Origin of the sequence: Rubrivirga halophila, from assembly GCF_046845755.1 — a bacterium.
Classification (GTDB): domain Bacteria; phylum Bacteroidota; class Rhodothermia; order Rhodothermales; family Rubricoccaceae; genus Rubrivirga.
Map to the genome: position 1 here is coordinate 2,021,366 of NZ_CP177357.1, position 14,060 is coordinate 2,035,425.

The window sequence follows — 14,060 nt, forward strand, 5'->3', positions numbered from 1 at the left end:
GCGGGCGGACGCGATTGGGGGTCGGGCGTTGGGGATCGAGGGAATCCGGGGCCGAGGCACAGGGCCGTATGCCCGGTCTCCGTCCGCGGTCTCCCGTCCCCGGTCGCCGGTCCCATCCACGGAAACCCCGTGGAGAGCCGCCAGCGGGGATCAGCGGGCGGCGCCGTCTGGTTTACCTCTCCCCTCCTCCCTCCCCTCCCATGGCCGACAAGACCGCTCAGACCCCGTACCGCACGCGCCTCGGCATCCCCGCCGACGACCGCCACAAGCTCGTCGCGCTGATGAACACGACGCTCGCGGCGACCTCCGATTTGTACTCCCAGACGAAGCAGGCCCACTGGAACGTCAAGGGCAAGGACTTCTACCAGCTCCACCTCCTCTACGACGAGCTGGCCGAGAAGCTGGAGGAGCCGGCCGACCTCCTGGCCGAGCGGATCGTGCTGCTCGGCGGGTACGCCTTCGGGACCGTCCGGATGGCCGCCAAGAACAGCCTGATCGACCCGTTCCCGGGCACCGACCAGGACGACGCCGAGGACGGCCTCAACGACCCCTCGTTCCTGACCGTCCTGGCCGACCGCTGGGCCCAGTACGCCGACCACATTCGCGAGGCGAACGGCACCGCCGACGAGATCGGCGACCCGGGCACGACGGACCTCTACGACCAGATCGTCCACATCGCCGAGCGCGGCACGTGGTTTATCGAGGGCCACCTCCAGCGCTACGACGGCGGCCTGACCGGCGAAGGCCAGGACCCCAAGTAGGCCGCATCGACCCATCGCGCGGGCCGACCTTTCTCGGTCGGCCCGCTTGCATGCCTGCATCTGAGGGAGCGTTCTGGGAAGGCCCCCCGTCCTACAACGTCATCCCGAGCTTGCGAGGGATCTCAGCAAAAGCCTCCGAGTGGCGACCCACGGAAAGATGGGCGAGCGGGCCGTGCTGAGATCCCTCGCATGCGTTGGCTGGCGCCTTTCGGGTGCGGGATGACGCTGTAGGATGAGCTTGGTGCTCCCCGAGCCGTCTCTGAGCCTCACGCAAGCCTCTCTCGTTCGGAGCGATAGCCGACCTATCCCTCAGTCGTCGTCCTCGCCCTCGACGTTCGCGCTCGGGGAGATGAGCCCGAACAGGCTGATCCCGATGCCGTCCTGGGGCTTGAGCAGGTCCGCCAGCTCGGCCCGGCGGATCCAGTCCGACTCGTTGGCGACGACTTCCAGGCTGTCGAGCGGGAGCGCCGCGCGGCCGGCGCGGAACGTCTCCCTCCCAGCGTAGACGCGGCGCGGGTTCCGGTACCGTCGCGCGGAGGCGGCGACCTGTCCGCGGACACCGGGGAGCACCAGGTCCAACAGCGTCGTCTGGCGAAAGCGGACCGTCGGGATCCGGTTGCCGGGCAGGTTGACGGTCACGGTCCCCTCGCGACTGAACCGGCGGGGCAGCCAGACCGAGTCGCGCAAGGCGTCGCTCGCCCAGACGGGCGCAAAGTCCCAGCGGTAGCTCGCGTCGAAGTAGTCGACGGCGCCGCCGGGCTGGAAGTCGGCCCGCAAGTCGGCCTCGGCGATGACGTAAAGCGAGTCGACCACGCGGATGCGGCCGGCCACCAGGCCCCCGCGCCGGGGGATGACGGCGAGGTCGAGGTAGCGGAGCCCGTCCATCTCGACGGTCTCACCCAAGCGGAAGGCGTAGTCGCGCAAGGCGTCGGGCCGCGTCGGCGACGGGATCGGGCGGCCGTCGAGCCACAGCACGTCCTCGAAGTACAGGTCGGGCAGCGGCTCGAGCCCGGCCCACCGGAACGGTCCGCCCTCGGGCAGGCGCCGCCGCGCGACCACCTCCTCGCGCAGGCCGGCGCCGCGCGACCACGACAGGTTCGAGACGGCCTCGGTCAGCGAGATCGCGACCGGCCGCACGTCCGTCACGCCGTCGCGCGTCAAGAGCAGCCGCGCGTAGCCTTCGGCGGCGTATGCCCCGAGCCCGACCGCCAGCCGCTGGCGCCGCGCCAGCACGCGCCTCCACAGCACCTCGCCGGGCGGCTCGTCGGTCACGACGACCTCGCCGAGCGCCGTCGCCGTGGGCGACAGGTGGACCGTCCGCCGCACGACGCCGTCGCGCACGTCGGCCTCGGTGAGCGGCACCAGACCCGGCGCATAGCCCACGAACCGGACGACGACGGTGGCCGGGAGCTCGCGCAGGTCGAGTGCGAGCCGGCCCTGGGCGTCGGCCGACGTGCCGCCCGGCCACCCCTGCACCTGAGCCGTCGCTCCCGGCAGCGGCAGCCGCGTCTCGGCGTCGAGCACCACGCCTTCGAACCGGGCCACGGTCTCGGCGGGCCGCTCGACGCGCCGCTCAGGCACCGTCACCCCCGGCCGGACGGGCTGGGCCTGCACCGACCCGGCGAGAACGAGGAGCGCCAGCCAGGCGGGCCGAGACAGGGGATGGCGCACGGGCGACAGCGGGGGGACGGGCGAGGCGGAAGGCCTCCGAACGGGCCACGCCCCGCCGTGGTGCCCCGCCAGCGGACCCGTTCCGTGGACCTCGCGAGCCGTTCCGTGGACCTCGCGGCATCGGGTAGCGCCGAGCCGGCCCAGCGCCCTACCCGCCCGCCGCTAGAACAGGCGCGTCAGCCCGACGCCCACGACGACGCCGGGGTCGTCGGTCAGCCGGTACGTCGCGTCGAGGCGGAGCGGGACGGTGTAGCCCAGCCCGAGCGAGGCGCCGACCTCGTGGTGGACGACCGACGGCTCGACGCCGACGGCGCCCTCCGCCGCGCTCCCCCAGGCGTGGGCGCCGTGGACCAGCAGCGAGACGCCGAGCGGCGAGGCGCCGCGCCAGCCGAGAAGCTCGAACGGGACGCTCCGGAAGTCGTGCTCCCAGGCGACGAGCGCGTACTCGCGGACGAGCGACTGGCCCTCGCGCGCGCGCAGCGTCCCGAACGGCGCCACGCCCGCATGCGACCCATCGAGCCCGGACGCCTGCGTCACCGGCAGGTCGCCCCAGCTGGCGCCGGCCGCGAGCACGAGGTGCAACGTCGGCGGCAGCAGGCGGCGGCGGAGGACGGTCGGCGTCGACCACCGAAGCTCGGCGCCCGCGCGGGCATAGTCGGCGTCGACCGCCGGGAGGCCATCGGTTCGGCGCCCGACCTCGGCCCAGGCCGAGACGGCGCGCTGGCCCGTCACGCTCGCGCGCAGGGCATCTAGCCAGCTCCCGACGCGGACTTGGGCGCCCGCCCGGATCACGCCGTCGGGGACCGCCGAGACGGTCGGCCGGTCGAGGTCGCCGACGAGCGAGAACGTCGTCGTGACGTCTGACGGGTCATACCCATCGGCCCGGAGCCAGCCGGAGACGACGGGGTACGGCGCTTGCTGTCCCCACCAACCCGCCCACACCGAACCGCCCGTCCGGTCGACGTAGTCGTAGTAGTCGTCGCCCCCAGCGAGCGCCGTCACGGAGTTGGTGACGCGCGTCGGCCACGACGGCGCGAGCCGGAGCACGTCGTGGTGCGCCGTGACGCCGACGAACGCGCCCTCGGAGAGCCGCCCGACAAGCTGGCCGCTGGCGGCGAGCCGGGCGGGCCCGGTGAGGTAGCCGAGGTCGACGGTCGCCCGCTGGCGCCCCAGCCGCGCCGTCCCCTCCGCCCCGACCCGGGCGCCCTCGACGCGGTTGTACCACGCGGCCGGCTTGTACGAGAGCCGGAGCCCCGACGGCGCCGCGCGCCCGCTCCCCTCGCCCGCGACCGTGATCGTCACCGGAAAAAAGCGCGCGAGCGGGCCGGTCGGGCGGAACGCCTCGGTCAGCGACACGGTCGAGTCCACGTCCGCGAGCGCCCGCTCTTCCTCGACCGACAACGGGACGACGCCCGCGACGGGCAGCGCGCGGGCGACAGAGACGGAGTCGACGACGGTCCCCTCGGCCACGTACAGCGAGTCCGGCAGGGCCACGTTGACCTCGTAGTCGGTAAACCGGCTGGCGACGGCGACCCCGATGTCGGGGAGTTGGAGCAACGCCGTGCCCGCCTTACCCTGCGCGTCCATCCGGAAGTCGGCCGGGAGCCACACCGGCTCGCCACCGACGGCCAGCCCGAACGACGAGAACTGCTGCTCGAACGTCAGGTCGAACCGGTTGACGAGCGGAAACTGGACGGCGCCGCTCGTGGTGGCCGAGACGCCGACCATCGCGTCCGCGTCGACCAACACCGCCAGCGTCCCTGCGAAGCCGGGCTGGAGCGCGTTCCGGGGCGAGAACGACAGGTCGTAGACGAGCTGGTCGCCGAGGGCGCGCCGCCCGACGATCTCGAAGCGGTAGAACGCGAGCGCGCGCGGCGCGGTCGGGCCCATCAGGTCGAAGCCGCCGAACGCGATCTCGTCGTCGTAGAGGTTGAGCGCCTGGTCGGCCGCCGAGAACGCGTCGAGCGGGACCGACCCGAAGTTGCCCGTCCGGTTGACGCCCTGGACGACCTCGCGGAGCCCGCGCGCGCGGTCCCAGTGCGCCAGCGTCTGCGCCTCGATCACGCCGACGACCTCGCCGCTCGCGCGGATCGTCTGGCGCGAGTACACCTCGGCCCGCCACGTCCCGAGCCCGGCCCGCCAGCGCCCCTTCCGTTCGATGACGCGCCGCATGATGTTCTCGGCGGGATTCCCGCCCGTCACCACGGCCTCGCCCAGCGTCGCCACGGCGGGCGCCAGCGCCACGTCGAGGCGGCCCGAGGCGGGGACCGCGAGCCGCGCCGGCGTGTAGCCGACGAAGCTGACGACGAGCGAGTCGGCCCCGGCGGGGAGCGCCAGCTCGAAGGCGCCCTCGCGGTTCGTGATCGTGCCCCGGCTCGTCGCCGGCACCTGGACGGTCGCGGCCGGCAGCCCCTCGCCGGTCGACGCGTCGGTGACGCGGCCGGTCACCGTCGTCTGCGCGTGGGCGCCGATGGCAAGAACGGCTAGGACGAGCGGCGCAAAACGCATGACGAGTTCGGGGAGACAGACACCCAGACGGACGCGCCCTCTTGAGGTTGCGCGTCCGAGCGTTATGCCGCGGGCTCGCGTCGCGCGGTCACGGTCAGCGTCGGCAGGCCCGTGCCCGTGGCGACCAGCGTCTCGCCATCGTGGACGGGCCCGACGCCCTCGGGCGTGCCGGTGTAGATCACGTCGCCCGGCTCGAGCGTGAACACGGTCGACAGGTAGGCCACGATGCGGGCGACCGAAAAGGCCATCAACGCCGTCGAGCCTTGCTGGCGGACGTCGCCGTCGATCGTGAGCGTGATCTCAAGCGCTTGGGGGTCTGGGATCTCGGCCGCGTCGACGAGCGGGCCGAGCGGCGCGAAGGTGTCGAAGCCCTTGGCCACGCTCCACGGCTTGCCGCCCTTTTTGGCCTCGGCCTGGAGGTCGCGGGCCGTCATGTCGAGCCCGAGCGCGTACGCCGCGACGTGGTCGAGCGCGTCGGCCTCGGCGATGCCCTTGCCTTCGGTCCCGATCACGGCTACCAGCTCCACCTCGTGGTGCACGTCGGCGGACTGGCGGGGCAGCACGAGCGTCCCGCCGCTGCCCACCAGGGCCGTCGCCGGCTTGAGGAAGACGACGGGCTCGTCGCCCTCGCGCCCGCCCATCTCGATCACGTGGGCGACGTAGTTGCGGCCGATGCAGAGGACCTTGCCGGGCCGGAGCTCGCGGCCGTCGGGGAGGGTGAGGGTCATGGGGTGGGAACTGGGAACTGGGAACTGGGAACTGGGAACTGGGAAGATGTCGCCAGTCGACCGCTTGCGCTACCCCTGGGTCTGCCCGTGCCTCGTGCCCCGTTCTGCGAGCGTAGCGAGCGAGCCTCAGGCGGCGTACAAGAACGGCTTCCACGACTCCTCGCCGTGGCCGATCAGGTCGCGCATGTACATCACGTGGCTAGGGCGGAACGGCGGCCTCCGCATCGTGAGCCCCGCCTCGGCAGGCGTCCGGCTGCCCTTGCGGTTGTTGCAGGGCGTGCAGGCGGCCACCAGGTTTTCCCAGGTGTCCGTGCCGCCCCGCGACCGCGGGAGCACGTGGTCGATGGTGAGCCGCTCCGACGCCCCGCAGTACACACAGCGGTGGCCGTCGCGCCGGATCACGTTGCGTCGCGTCAGGAGCACCTTGCGGTACGGCACGCGGACGTAGCGGGCCAGCCGGACGACGGTCGGCCAGGGGTACGCGCTCCGGACCGTCCGCAGCGCGCGGTCCTCGCGGGCCGCCACCACCTCCGCCTTGTCGAGAAAGACGAGCCCGACCGCGCGCTCGACGGTGCACACCGAGAGCGCCTGGTAGTCGCGGTTCAGCACCAGGACGTGGCCCGCGAGCGAGGTCACGACAGTCTGGCGTTACGCCGGGGGGCCGGGGGGGACGACGCGGATGGGAAGGCGGTGCAGCGGCTTACGGCCGGCAGCGGCGCCGACCACGGCCCGATGATACTGAAAAGCCCCCCGGCCGCAAGCGCGACCGGAGGGCCCAAAGCCGTCACTACCGGCGGCGCGGTGCGCCGCGACGGGCTAGTTGCAGTTCGAGGTCGGGACGCGGCGCCAGTACTGCGTGCGGCCCAGGGCGCGGACGCCGAGGTAGCCCCGCAGGTAGAGCCGGTCCGAGTTGCCCTCGACCAGGTTCATGAGGGCGCTGTACGTCCGGCCCGACTTCGGGTCGATGATGCTGCCGTCCTCGTACCGCGCGCCGTCGCGCTTGAAGCCGGTCATGATCCGCTCGTTGCGGAGCACGCGGCCGTTGTACTGGTCGGCGCAGTCGGTGCAGCGGCCGCCGTCCTGGACCAGCCGGACGATGTCGCCGACGAGGGTGTTGCCCTCCGGGTAGATCTTGACGTAGGACTTCACCTGGCCGTCTTCGTCGTCGACGGAGGCCCAACAGCCGGTGACGGACTGGGCCATCGCGGGCGCCGCGAGGAGGGACAGAGCGAGCGCGAAGAGCGCAGTGAGGGAAAGTCGGGTCATCGTGTGCGTGGGGGAGTGAAGAGCCGGGGGGTGTCCACCGGAGATACAAGGGGCGTGCCAACAGCGGCGGACCGGACAGGAACGGCTGGCGGCGCCTCGTCCGTGCCCGAGTGTACACTGTTCACCGGCCCGTGTTCAACTGTACCCGATCCCGACCGCGATCGCCAGCGTCACCAGGCCGAGCGTGAAGAGGGCCAGTTGGAGCGGGACCATGAACCGCGCCCACGTCGGCCAGGGCACCTTCGCCAGCGACAAAACGCCCATCAGGACCGGGCTGGTGGGGATGATCATGTTCGTGAACCCGTCGCCCATCTGGAATGCCAGCACGGCCGTCTGCCGCGTCACGCCGACGAGGTCCGCGAGCGGCGCCATCAGCGGCATCGTGAGCGCGGCCTGCCCGCTGCCGGACGGCACGACGACGTTGATCGCGGTCTGCACGGCGAACATCGCCCCGGCCGCGACGGTCGCCCCCGCCCCGCCCAGGCCCGACGACAGCGCGTACAGGATCGTGTCCACAATCTGCCCGTCCTCGAGCACGACCAGAATCCCCCGCGCCAGCCCGATGATGACGGCCGTCGGCGCGAGGTCGCGGACGCCGGCCATGAACGCCTTGGCCGTGTCGTTGCCCCCCAGCCCGCCGACGGCGCCCAGCAGCACCGCCAACGCCACGAACAGCGCGGCGATCTCGGTGATGTACCAGCCCTGCGAGAGCACGCCCGTCACGAGCGCGGCGATGCCCAGCGCGAACGCCAGCAGCACCCACCCGTGGCGCCGCGTGAACGGGACGTCGGCGAGGGCGGGCACCTCGGTGTCCGAGGCCACCCCGCGGGCCCGCACCCGGCGCGCGCGGACGACGACGAAGGTGGTGACGACGGCGGTGACGATCACCCACAGCACGACCCGGAATCCGGCGCCGCTGAACAGGGGCACGCCGGCGATGCCCTGGGCGACTCCGACCGTGAACGGGTTCAAAAAGGCGGCGGCGAACCCGGCGGCAGACCCCAGGAACGGAATTGCGGCCCCGGTGATGGCGTCGTAGCCCAGCGCCAGCGCGAGGGGCACGAAGATGAGCACGAACGGGATCGTCTCCTCAGACATCCCGAAGACGGCGCCGCCGAGCGAGAACAGCGCCATAAAGAGCGGGATCAGCAGCACGTCGAGAAGCGGCGACCCCTCGGCCCGAAGCACCACGCGCCGGAGCGCCGCGTCAACGGCGCCGGTCTTGGTGAGGACGGCGAACGCCCCGCCGACCAGGAGCACGAACGCGATGATCGGCGCCGCGTCGGGGTCGACGAAGCCCCGGATGGGGGCCTGAAAGATCATCGCGACCGTGTGGACGACGCGCGAGCCCACGCTGACGTCGGCCCCGTCGATCCGCTCATAGGAGCCGGGAACGACGACCTCGCGCGTGCCGACGCCCTCGACCTCGATCTCGTTGCGGGCGAACTCGCCAGGCGGGACCAGCCACGTCAGCAGCGCGGCGAACACGACGATGCCGAACAGGATGAGCGTGGTGTCGGGCGCGCGGAATCGGGGGGCGGCGAGGGTTTCGGCGGGCGTCATGGCGTCAGGTGCGGAGACGCGGAAGCTAGACGCGCCTCCGCGAGCGACCGGAAAGCGTGCGATCCGGCGCCCGAGATACCTCGCGGCCCGTCGTCGCCGTTGGGCGGCCATGCGATCTTCCGCCATGCGCCTGCTGCTGCTCCTCGTCCTCGGCTCCCTCGCCGCCCCCGTCGTCGCCCAGGCGGGTGCGCAGGCGGCACGGCTAGAGGGCCGCTACGTCCGGGCCCTGACGGCGCTCGCGGTCGACGACGACTCGACGGCGCTCCGGCTGCTCGACGAGGTGCTGGAGTCGGCCCCCAGCGACGCGGCCGTGCTGGCGACGCGCGCCGAGGTGTCGCTCCGCATCGGGGCCCACGCCGACGCCGTCTTCTTCTCGCGCCGCGCCGCCGACGCCGCTCCCGACCGCGCCGACGGGTTCGTGCTGCTGGCGGCCGCGCTCGACGCCGCCGGCCAGGACGGCGCCCGGGAGGCGCTGACGCAGGCGCGGGACCTCTCCCCCGCCGACCCCGCCGTGCTCACCGCCGTCGCCGACTGGGCCGCCGCCGCGGGCGATGCCGGGCTCGAGCGGGAGGTGCTGCGCGACTTGGTCCGCACCGGCGACACGATCGCGGCGCGGCTCCGGCTGTCGCGGCTGGCCCAGCGCGCGGGCGACGCCGCCGACGCGCTCGCGCACGCGCAGGCGGCCGCCCGGCTCGCGCCCTCGGAGCCCGCCGTCCGCGCCCGGCTCGCGGATCTGACTGCGCCCGTCGCCACGCCGGCGGCGCCCGCGCCGAGCGGCCTCGACGCCCTCGTCCAGACCGCTCGCGACAACCCGCGTGACCTCGACGCGCTCGTCCGCGCCCTCGACGCCCTCGCCGACGCGAACGACCCGCGCGCCGGGGCGCTCGCCGACGACGCCCTCCTCCTGTATTCCAGCGTCCCCGCCGTGCTCGCGTCGGCCGCCGAGGCGTACGCCGCCGCCGGCCGACGGCCTGATGCCCAGGCGACCGCCCGTCGCGGGCTCGCCGCGCTCGACGTGGTCGGCGCCGCGCTCGACGGCGCCGCCGCGCTCCGGGCCCGCTTCGACGCCCTCCTCTCCCCCTAAAGCTCCGTTGCTCCGTCTCCTTTCTCTCGCCCTGCTGATCGCCGCCGCCGGCTGCGCGCCCACCGGCCCGCTCGTCGCCGACCCGCCGACCGGGCCCGCCGCGGGCTACCCCGACCACACGGTCGCCCAGATCCTGGCGGCCGTCGAGGCCTCCGTCGCGCCCGTCCTCTCGGTCGCCGCCGACGGCGAGGTCCGCGCCGTCCAGCCCGACGGGACCGACCAGTCGGCGTCGTACAGCCTGCGCGCGCGGCTGGCGGACAGCGCCTCAGTGACCGTGCGCGGCCCGCTCGGCATCATCGCCGCGCGCGGGCTGCTCACGCCGGACTCGCTGTTTCTCGCGAACGTGATCCAGGACGAACTGGTGATCGGCCCGCTGGGCGCCGCCGACGCCGTCGTGCCGGGCGCCAGCCGCGACGGCCGCGTCGTCCGCGCCGCGCTCGGTCTCCTCGTCCCCGACGCCGACGTGGCGTGGACGCGGGTCGCGAGCGACGGGATGTACACGCTCGCCGGCCGCCTTCCGAACGCCCCCGGCAACCGCTCGTACACCGTCGACCCGTCGATCTGGCGTGTCGTGCGCGTGGTCGAGTTCGATGCCGACGGCCGTCAGGTCGGTCTCCAGACCGCGAGCGAGTTCGACACCGTCGACGGCGCCGTGCTGCCCCGCCGCGTGCATCTCGAAGGCGCGGGCACGACGGTCGACCTCGAGCACCGCCGCCTCGTCGTGAACCCCCCAGACCTGCGCATCCGGTTTGTCCGGCCGGACGGCTATGAGGTCATCGTCCTCCGCTGAGGGCTCGCGCCTTTACCTTCCCCGCCGGTCGCCGACACCGTCCCCCCATGCGTTGCGTCGTCCTTCTCGCTGCCCTCATCGCGCTCCCGGCCCTCTCGCAGGACCGGGCGGCCACCGAGCGCCGCCTGACCGGGCTGCAACGCCAGATCGCAGCGACGGAGCAACAGGTCCAGCGCACGCGGGGGCAGGAGACGTCGGCGCTGCAAGCGCTCGAAAGCATGGACGCCGAGGTCCAGCTCCGCGAGGAGCTCGTGTCGGGCTACCGCAGCCAGATCGGCACGATCCGGACGGAGACCGAGACGCTGCGGCGGTCGATCGAGCGGCTGGAGACGGAGATCGAGGAGGCCAAGCGGTCGTATCGGCGCCGCGCGCGGCACGCCTACGTCCACGGCCGGCGAAACGGGCTGGCGCTGATCCTGGCGTCGGGCTCGGTGAACCAGATGCTGGTGAGGGCGCGGTACCTCCAGCAGTTCGCCCAGCGGCGGCGCGGGCAGGTCGAGCAGGTGGCCCGGAAGTCGGCCGAGATGCAGGGCCGCGAGCGCGAGGTGCGAGTCTCGCTCGAAGAGACGCAGCGGCTGCTCCAGCAGAGCGAGGTCGAGCGTGGGCGCATCGCCGCGCGGCGGTCGGAGCGGGCGGCGCTCGTGACGGACCTCCGGAGCCAGCGCGGCCGGCTCGAGCGCGAGCTCGACCAGCGGCGCACGGACGCCCAGCAGTTGGCCGGCGTCGTCCAGGACCTCGTCGCTCAGGAACGGCGCCGGGCCGAGGCCGAGCGCCAGCGCCAGGAGGCGGCGGCCGCCGAGGCGGCCCGCGTCGCCGCGGCGCAGGCCGAGGCCGAGCGCCGCGCCCGTGTCCAGCGCGAGGCCGACCAGGCCGCCGAGCGCGCCCGGATCGCGCGCGAGCGGCGCACGACGCCCGAGCCCCGAACAGCGCCCGTGCCCGCGCCCGCTCCGACGCCCACGCCCGAGGCCACCCCGACGCCGCCCGAGGCCGCGCCCTCCCCCCCCATCGCCGAGGCCCGACCAACGCCCGCGCCGGAGCCGCGCCCGGCGCCTCCGACGCCGCCCGCTCCGCGAGCGACGCCGACCCCGCCGCCGGCGGCGGACCGCCCGGTCAATCTTACGGGCTCGTTCCGCGCCAACCGGGGCCGCCTGCCCCGCCCCGTCGAGGGCACCATCACCGGAAGCTTCGGCTCGCGTCGCGACCCCGTCACCGGTACGACGACCTCGTCGGACGGCGTCGACTACTCGACGGCGCCGGGCGCGCCGGTCCGCTCTGTCTTTGAAGGGGTCGTCCGGCGCATCGGCACGATTCCGACGTACGGGACCTACATCATGGTCACGCACGGCGAGTTCGTGACGCTCTACGGCAACCTCTCGAACGTGGCCGTTCGGCAGGGCGAGACGGTCCGCGCGGGGCAGGTTGTCGGGCGATCCGGCACGAGCGCCCAGCGGCGCGGCGCCAAGCTGTTCTTCGCGCTCTACGACGGCGGCCAGGCAGTCAACCCCTCGGGCTGGCTGCGGTAGGCCGCGCCCTCCGCCCCGCGCGGGCCTGCGTGCGGGCGATGGCGTCTACGCGTCCGGTGACCCGCTCCCCTCGTCGGCCGGGTCGAGGGCGAGCGCGGCTGAGTTGATGCAATAACGGAGCCCGCCCGCCTCGCGCGGCCCGTCGTCGAACAGGTGCCCGAGGTGGCCGCCGCACGCCACGCACACGGCCTCGATGCGGACCATCCCGTGCGTCCGGTCGTCGCGGAGGTGGACCGCCCCGCCGACGGCGTCGGTAAAGCTCGGCCACCCGCTCCGGCTGTCGTACTTGTCGGCGCTCTGGAACAGACCCGCGCCGCAGCCCGCGCAGCGGTAGAGCCCGGCGCGCTGTTCGTCGTGGTAGGCGCCCGTGAACGCCCGCTCCGTCCCGCCCTCGCGCAAGACGCGGTACTGCTCCGGCGTGAGGCGCCGGCGCCAGTCGTCGGGGGCCTCATGGTCGGTCACGGTCTTGCGGTGTGGTTGGAGGGGCGACGCGTTGGGGCACGGCCGAGTGCCGACCGGGCCAGTGCTCGTGACCGTCGGACTCAGAGCATGAACAGGGCCGCGATCACGAGGAGGACGAGAACGGCGATCCCCCACAGGACGGCGGATCGAGCCCCCCCTGCTTCCTCGGGCGGGGCTGCCGCAGGCGCAGCGATGGGTGCGCGCTCAGGTTTAGGTGCGAGCGTCTCGACGGCAGCCGGCTCCGCGATCGGCTCCGCGACGGGCTCCACGATCGGTTCCGGAACGGGCTCCGCGACGGGTACGGGTACGGGCTCGTCAACCGGCTCCGGGGTGGGCTCGACGACCGGCTCCGCAACAGGCTCGGCAACCGGATCGGCGGCCTGCGCCTTGGCGGGCTCGGCCACCGGCTCCTCGCCAGCAGCCTCCGGGCCCGACGCCTGGTCCGGCTCGGGAGCGACCGGCTCCGAGGGCGCCTCGGCCTCGCGCTGGGCCCGCTCTTGCTGATCCCGCGCCGCTTGCGCGCGGCGCTCGCGCTCCTCCCGCTCGGCGTCGTTCTCGGCCAGCGAGTACCGGAGCAGCGCCGCCACCCCGCCCACCTTGGCGAGGGCCTCGAACGGGTCCGCGAAGTCGACGTCGGCGCCGGTCCGCGTGGCCTGCTCGGTGAGCACTTCGACCAGGTCGACGCGGAACACGTCGGACGAGCCGCAGACGCCGCACGTGTCGGGCGTGCCGTGGGCGACGGCCTCGCACGCGCGGCATTTGGTGCCGTCGAGGTCGGCGTCGCGGGCGATGAGGAGGGCATCGGCGCGGGCGGCCTGGAGCGCCGCCAGCACCGAGGTCGCGCCGAACGCCGCCAGACCGGGCCCCATCCCCTGCTCGCGGATGGCCGCCCACAGGTCCTGCTCGGCCTGCCGCTCCCCTTCCTCGGCGAGGTCGGCCGCCGCCTCCAGCGCCTGGGCGTCGCTGGCGTTCCCGTCGACGGAGCGCGAGCCGACGAGCTTGTCCTGGAGGTCCTGCCGGAGCGCCGCCGTCAGCGCGCGGGCGGGCTCGTCGGAGCCGACGATCACCAGGCGGGCGAAGGGGCGCTCGGCGTCGAGCGTGGCGAGGTCGGTCGCCAGCTGCGTTGCGTACGTCTCGATCTGCTTGTCGCGGCGGCGCGCGTACCGCTTCTGGCTCCAGCCCCCCTTTTTGACCCGGTTCTTGACGTCGCCCCGGACGCGGCCCTCCTCGTCGACCTCGTCGGCCGAGACGAGGTAGATCCGCGCCTTCTCGTTGTCGAGGACGACGGCCGCGTACGTCTCGTTCTCGTCGAGCAGCTCGGCGGCCGGGCGGAGGTAGGGCGCGTCGCCCATCCAAACCTTGGTGCCGACCGCCTCGGGGAGGGCGTACGCCTTGCGGAGGTCGCCAGCCCACGACGAGAAGACGGCCAGCGAGCCCTCGCCGACGGCGTGCTCCTCGATGAGCGGCCGCGCCAACGCCAGGCTCTCCTCGAAGTGCTCGGCCTCGGCGGGCTGGTCGGCCAGCAGGGCGCGGACGCGCTCGAACCGGGACTCCAGGACGCTCGGCTCGTCGTGCGCGTCGAGGTAGACGGTCAGGAAGGCGCGCTCCGGCCCGGCGAGGTCGGCGAGCTGGCGGAGGGTGGCGGCGTCGAGCATGGGTCCGGGAGAGTGGCCCCCCTCAACGCCGTGGCGGCACGGCGGCTCC

At 73.8% G+C, this 14,060-nt stretch carries 12 protein-coding genes; 4 read left to right on the plus strand and 8 right to left on the minus strand.

The annotated features are described in order from the left end of the window. The first annotated feature begins 200 nt into the window (after positions 1–200). Positions 201–761: a DNA starvation/stationary phase protection protein Dps gene (gene dps, locus ACLIRP_RS08935; RefSeq protein WP_412063619.1), complete on the plus strand. Its 561-nt coding sequence runs from the start codon at positions 201–203 to the stop codon at positions 759–761. Positions 762–1,070: 309 nt separating this feature from the next. Here the strand turns inward: dps and ACLIRP_RS08940 are convergent, their stop codons facing one another. The 6 genes from ACLIRP_RS08940 to ACLIRP_RS08965 all read right to left on the minus strand — a co-directional run bounded on the left by ACLIRP_RS08940 (position 1,071) and on the right by ACLIRP_RS08965 (position 8,497). Next, positions 1,071–2,432 (minus strand): carboxypeptidase-like regulatory domain-containing protein, encoded by a 1,362-nt coding sequence (locus ACLIRP_RS08940; RefSeq protein WP_412063620.1) that lies wholly within the window; start codon positions 2,430–2,432, stop codon positions 1,071–1,073. A 162-nt stretch (positions 2,433–2,594) separates the two neighbouring features. Continuing rightward, complete coding sequence (locus ACLIRP_RS08945; RefSeq protein ID WP_412063621.1) at positions 2,595–4,940, minus strand: DUF5686 family protein; 2,346 nt, start codon at positions 4,938–4,940, stop codon at positions 2,595–2,597. 62 nt (positions 4,941–5,002) lie between these two features. Continuing rightward, complete coding sequence (locus ACLIRP_RS08950; RefSeq protein ID WP_412063622.1) at positions 5,003–5,668, minus strand: fumarylacetoacetate hydrolase family protein; 666 nt, start codon at positions 5,666–5,668, stop codon at positions 5,003–5,005. A 126-nt stretch (positions 5,669–5,794) separates the two neighbouring features. Continuing rightward, a complete protein-coding gene (locus ACLIRP_RS08955) occupies positions 5,795–6,304 on the minus strand; it encodes an HNH endonuclease (RefSeq protein ID WP_412063623.1) in 510 nt (169 codons plus the stop codon). A 180-nt stretch (positions 6,305–6,484) separates the two neighbouring features. Next, complete coding sequence (locus ACLIRP_RS08960; protein ID WP_412063624.1) at positions 6,485–6,934, minus strand: DUF2147 domain-containing protein; 450 nt, start codon at positions 6,932–6,934, stop codon at positions 6,485–6,487. A 135-nt stretch (positions 6,935–7,069) separates the two neighbouring features. Then, on the minus strand, positions 7,070–8,497 hold the full coding sequence (locus ACLIRP_RS08965) for a YfcC family protein (protein ID WP_412063625.1): 1,428 nt from the start codon (positions 8,495–8,497) through the stop codon (positions 7,070–7,072). A 109-nt stretch (positions 8,498–8,606) separates the two neighbouring features. Between ACLIRP_RS08965 and ACLIRP_RS08970 the strand changes: the two genes are divergently transcribed. Genes ACLIRP_RS08970 through ACLIRP_RS08980 form a run of 3 tightly spaced genes read left to right on the plus strand, consistent with a single transcriptional unit; the run spans position 8,607 to position 11,894 of the window. Next, entirely contained in the window at positions 8,607–9,581 is a 975-nt protein-coding gene (locus ACLIRP_RS08970; protein WP_412063626.1) for a hypothetical protein, read from the plus strand. Between the two features lie 7 nt (positions 9,582–9,588). Continuing rightward, entirely contained in the window at positions 9,589–10,371 is a 783-nt protein-coding gene (locus ACLIRP_RS08975) for a DUF4292 domain-containing protein (protein WP_412063627.1), read from the plus strand. A 47-nt stretch (positions 10,372–10,418) separates the two neighbouring features. Next, positions 10,419–11,894, plus strand: a complete 1,476-nt coding sequence (locus tag ACLIRP_RS08980; RefSeq protein ID WP_412063628.1) for a murein hydrolase activator EnvC family protein — start codon at positions 10,419–10,421, stop codon at positions 11,892–11,894. A gap of 45 nt (positions 11,895–11,939) precedes the next feature. Here ACLIRP_RS08980 and msrB read toward each other — a convergent pair whose 3' ends face one another. Together msrB and ACLIRP_RS08990 are read right to left on the minus strand one after the other, a co-directional pair. Beyond that, complete coding sequence (msrB, locus tag ACLIRP_RS08985) at positions 11,940–12,356, minus strand: peptide-methionine (R)-S-oxide reductase MsrB (protein ID WP_412063629.1); 417 nt, start codon at positions 12,354–12,356, stop codon at positions 11,940–11,942. Between the two features lie 80 nt (positions 12,357–12,436). After that, complete coding sequence (locus ACLIRP_RS08990; protein WP_412063630.1) at positions 12,437–14,011, minus strand: Vms1/Ankzf1 family peptidyl-tRNA hydrolase; 1,575 nt, start codon at positions 14,009–14,011, stop codon at positions 12,437–12,439. Positions 14,012–14,060 lie beyond the last annotated feature (49 nt).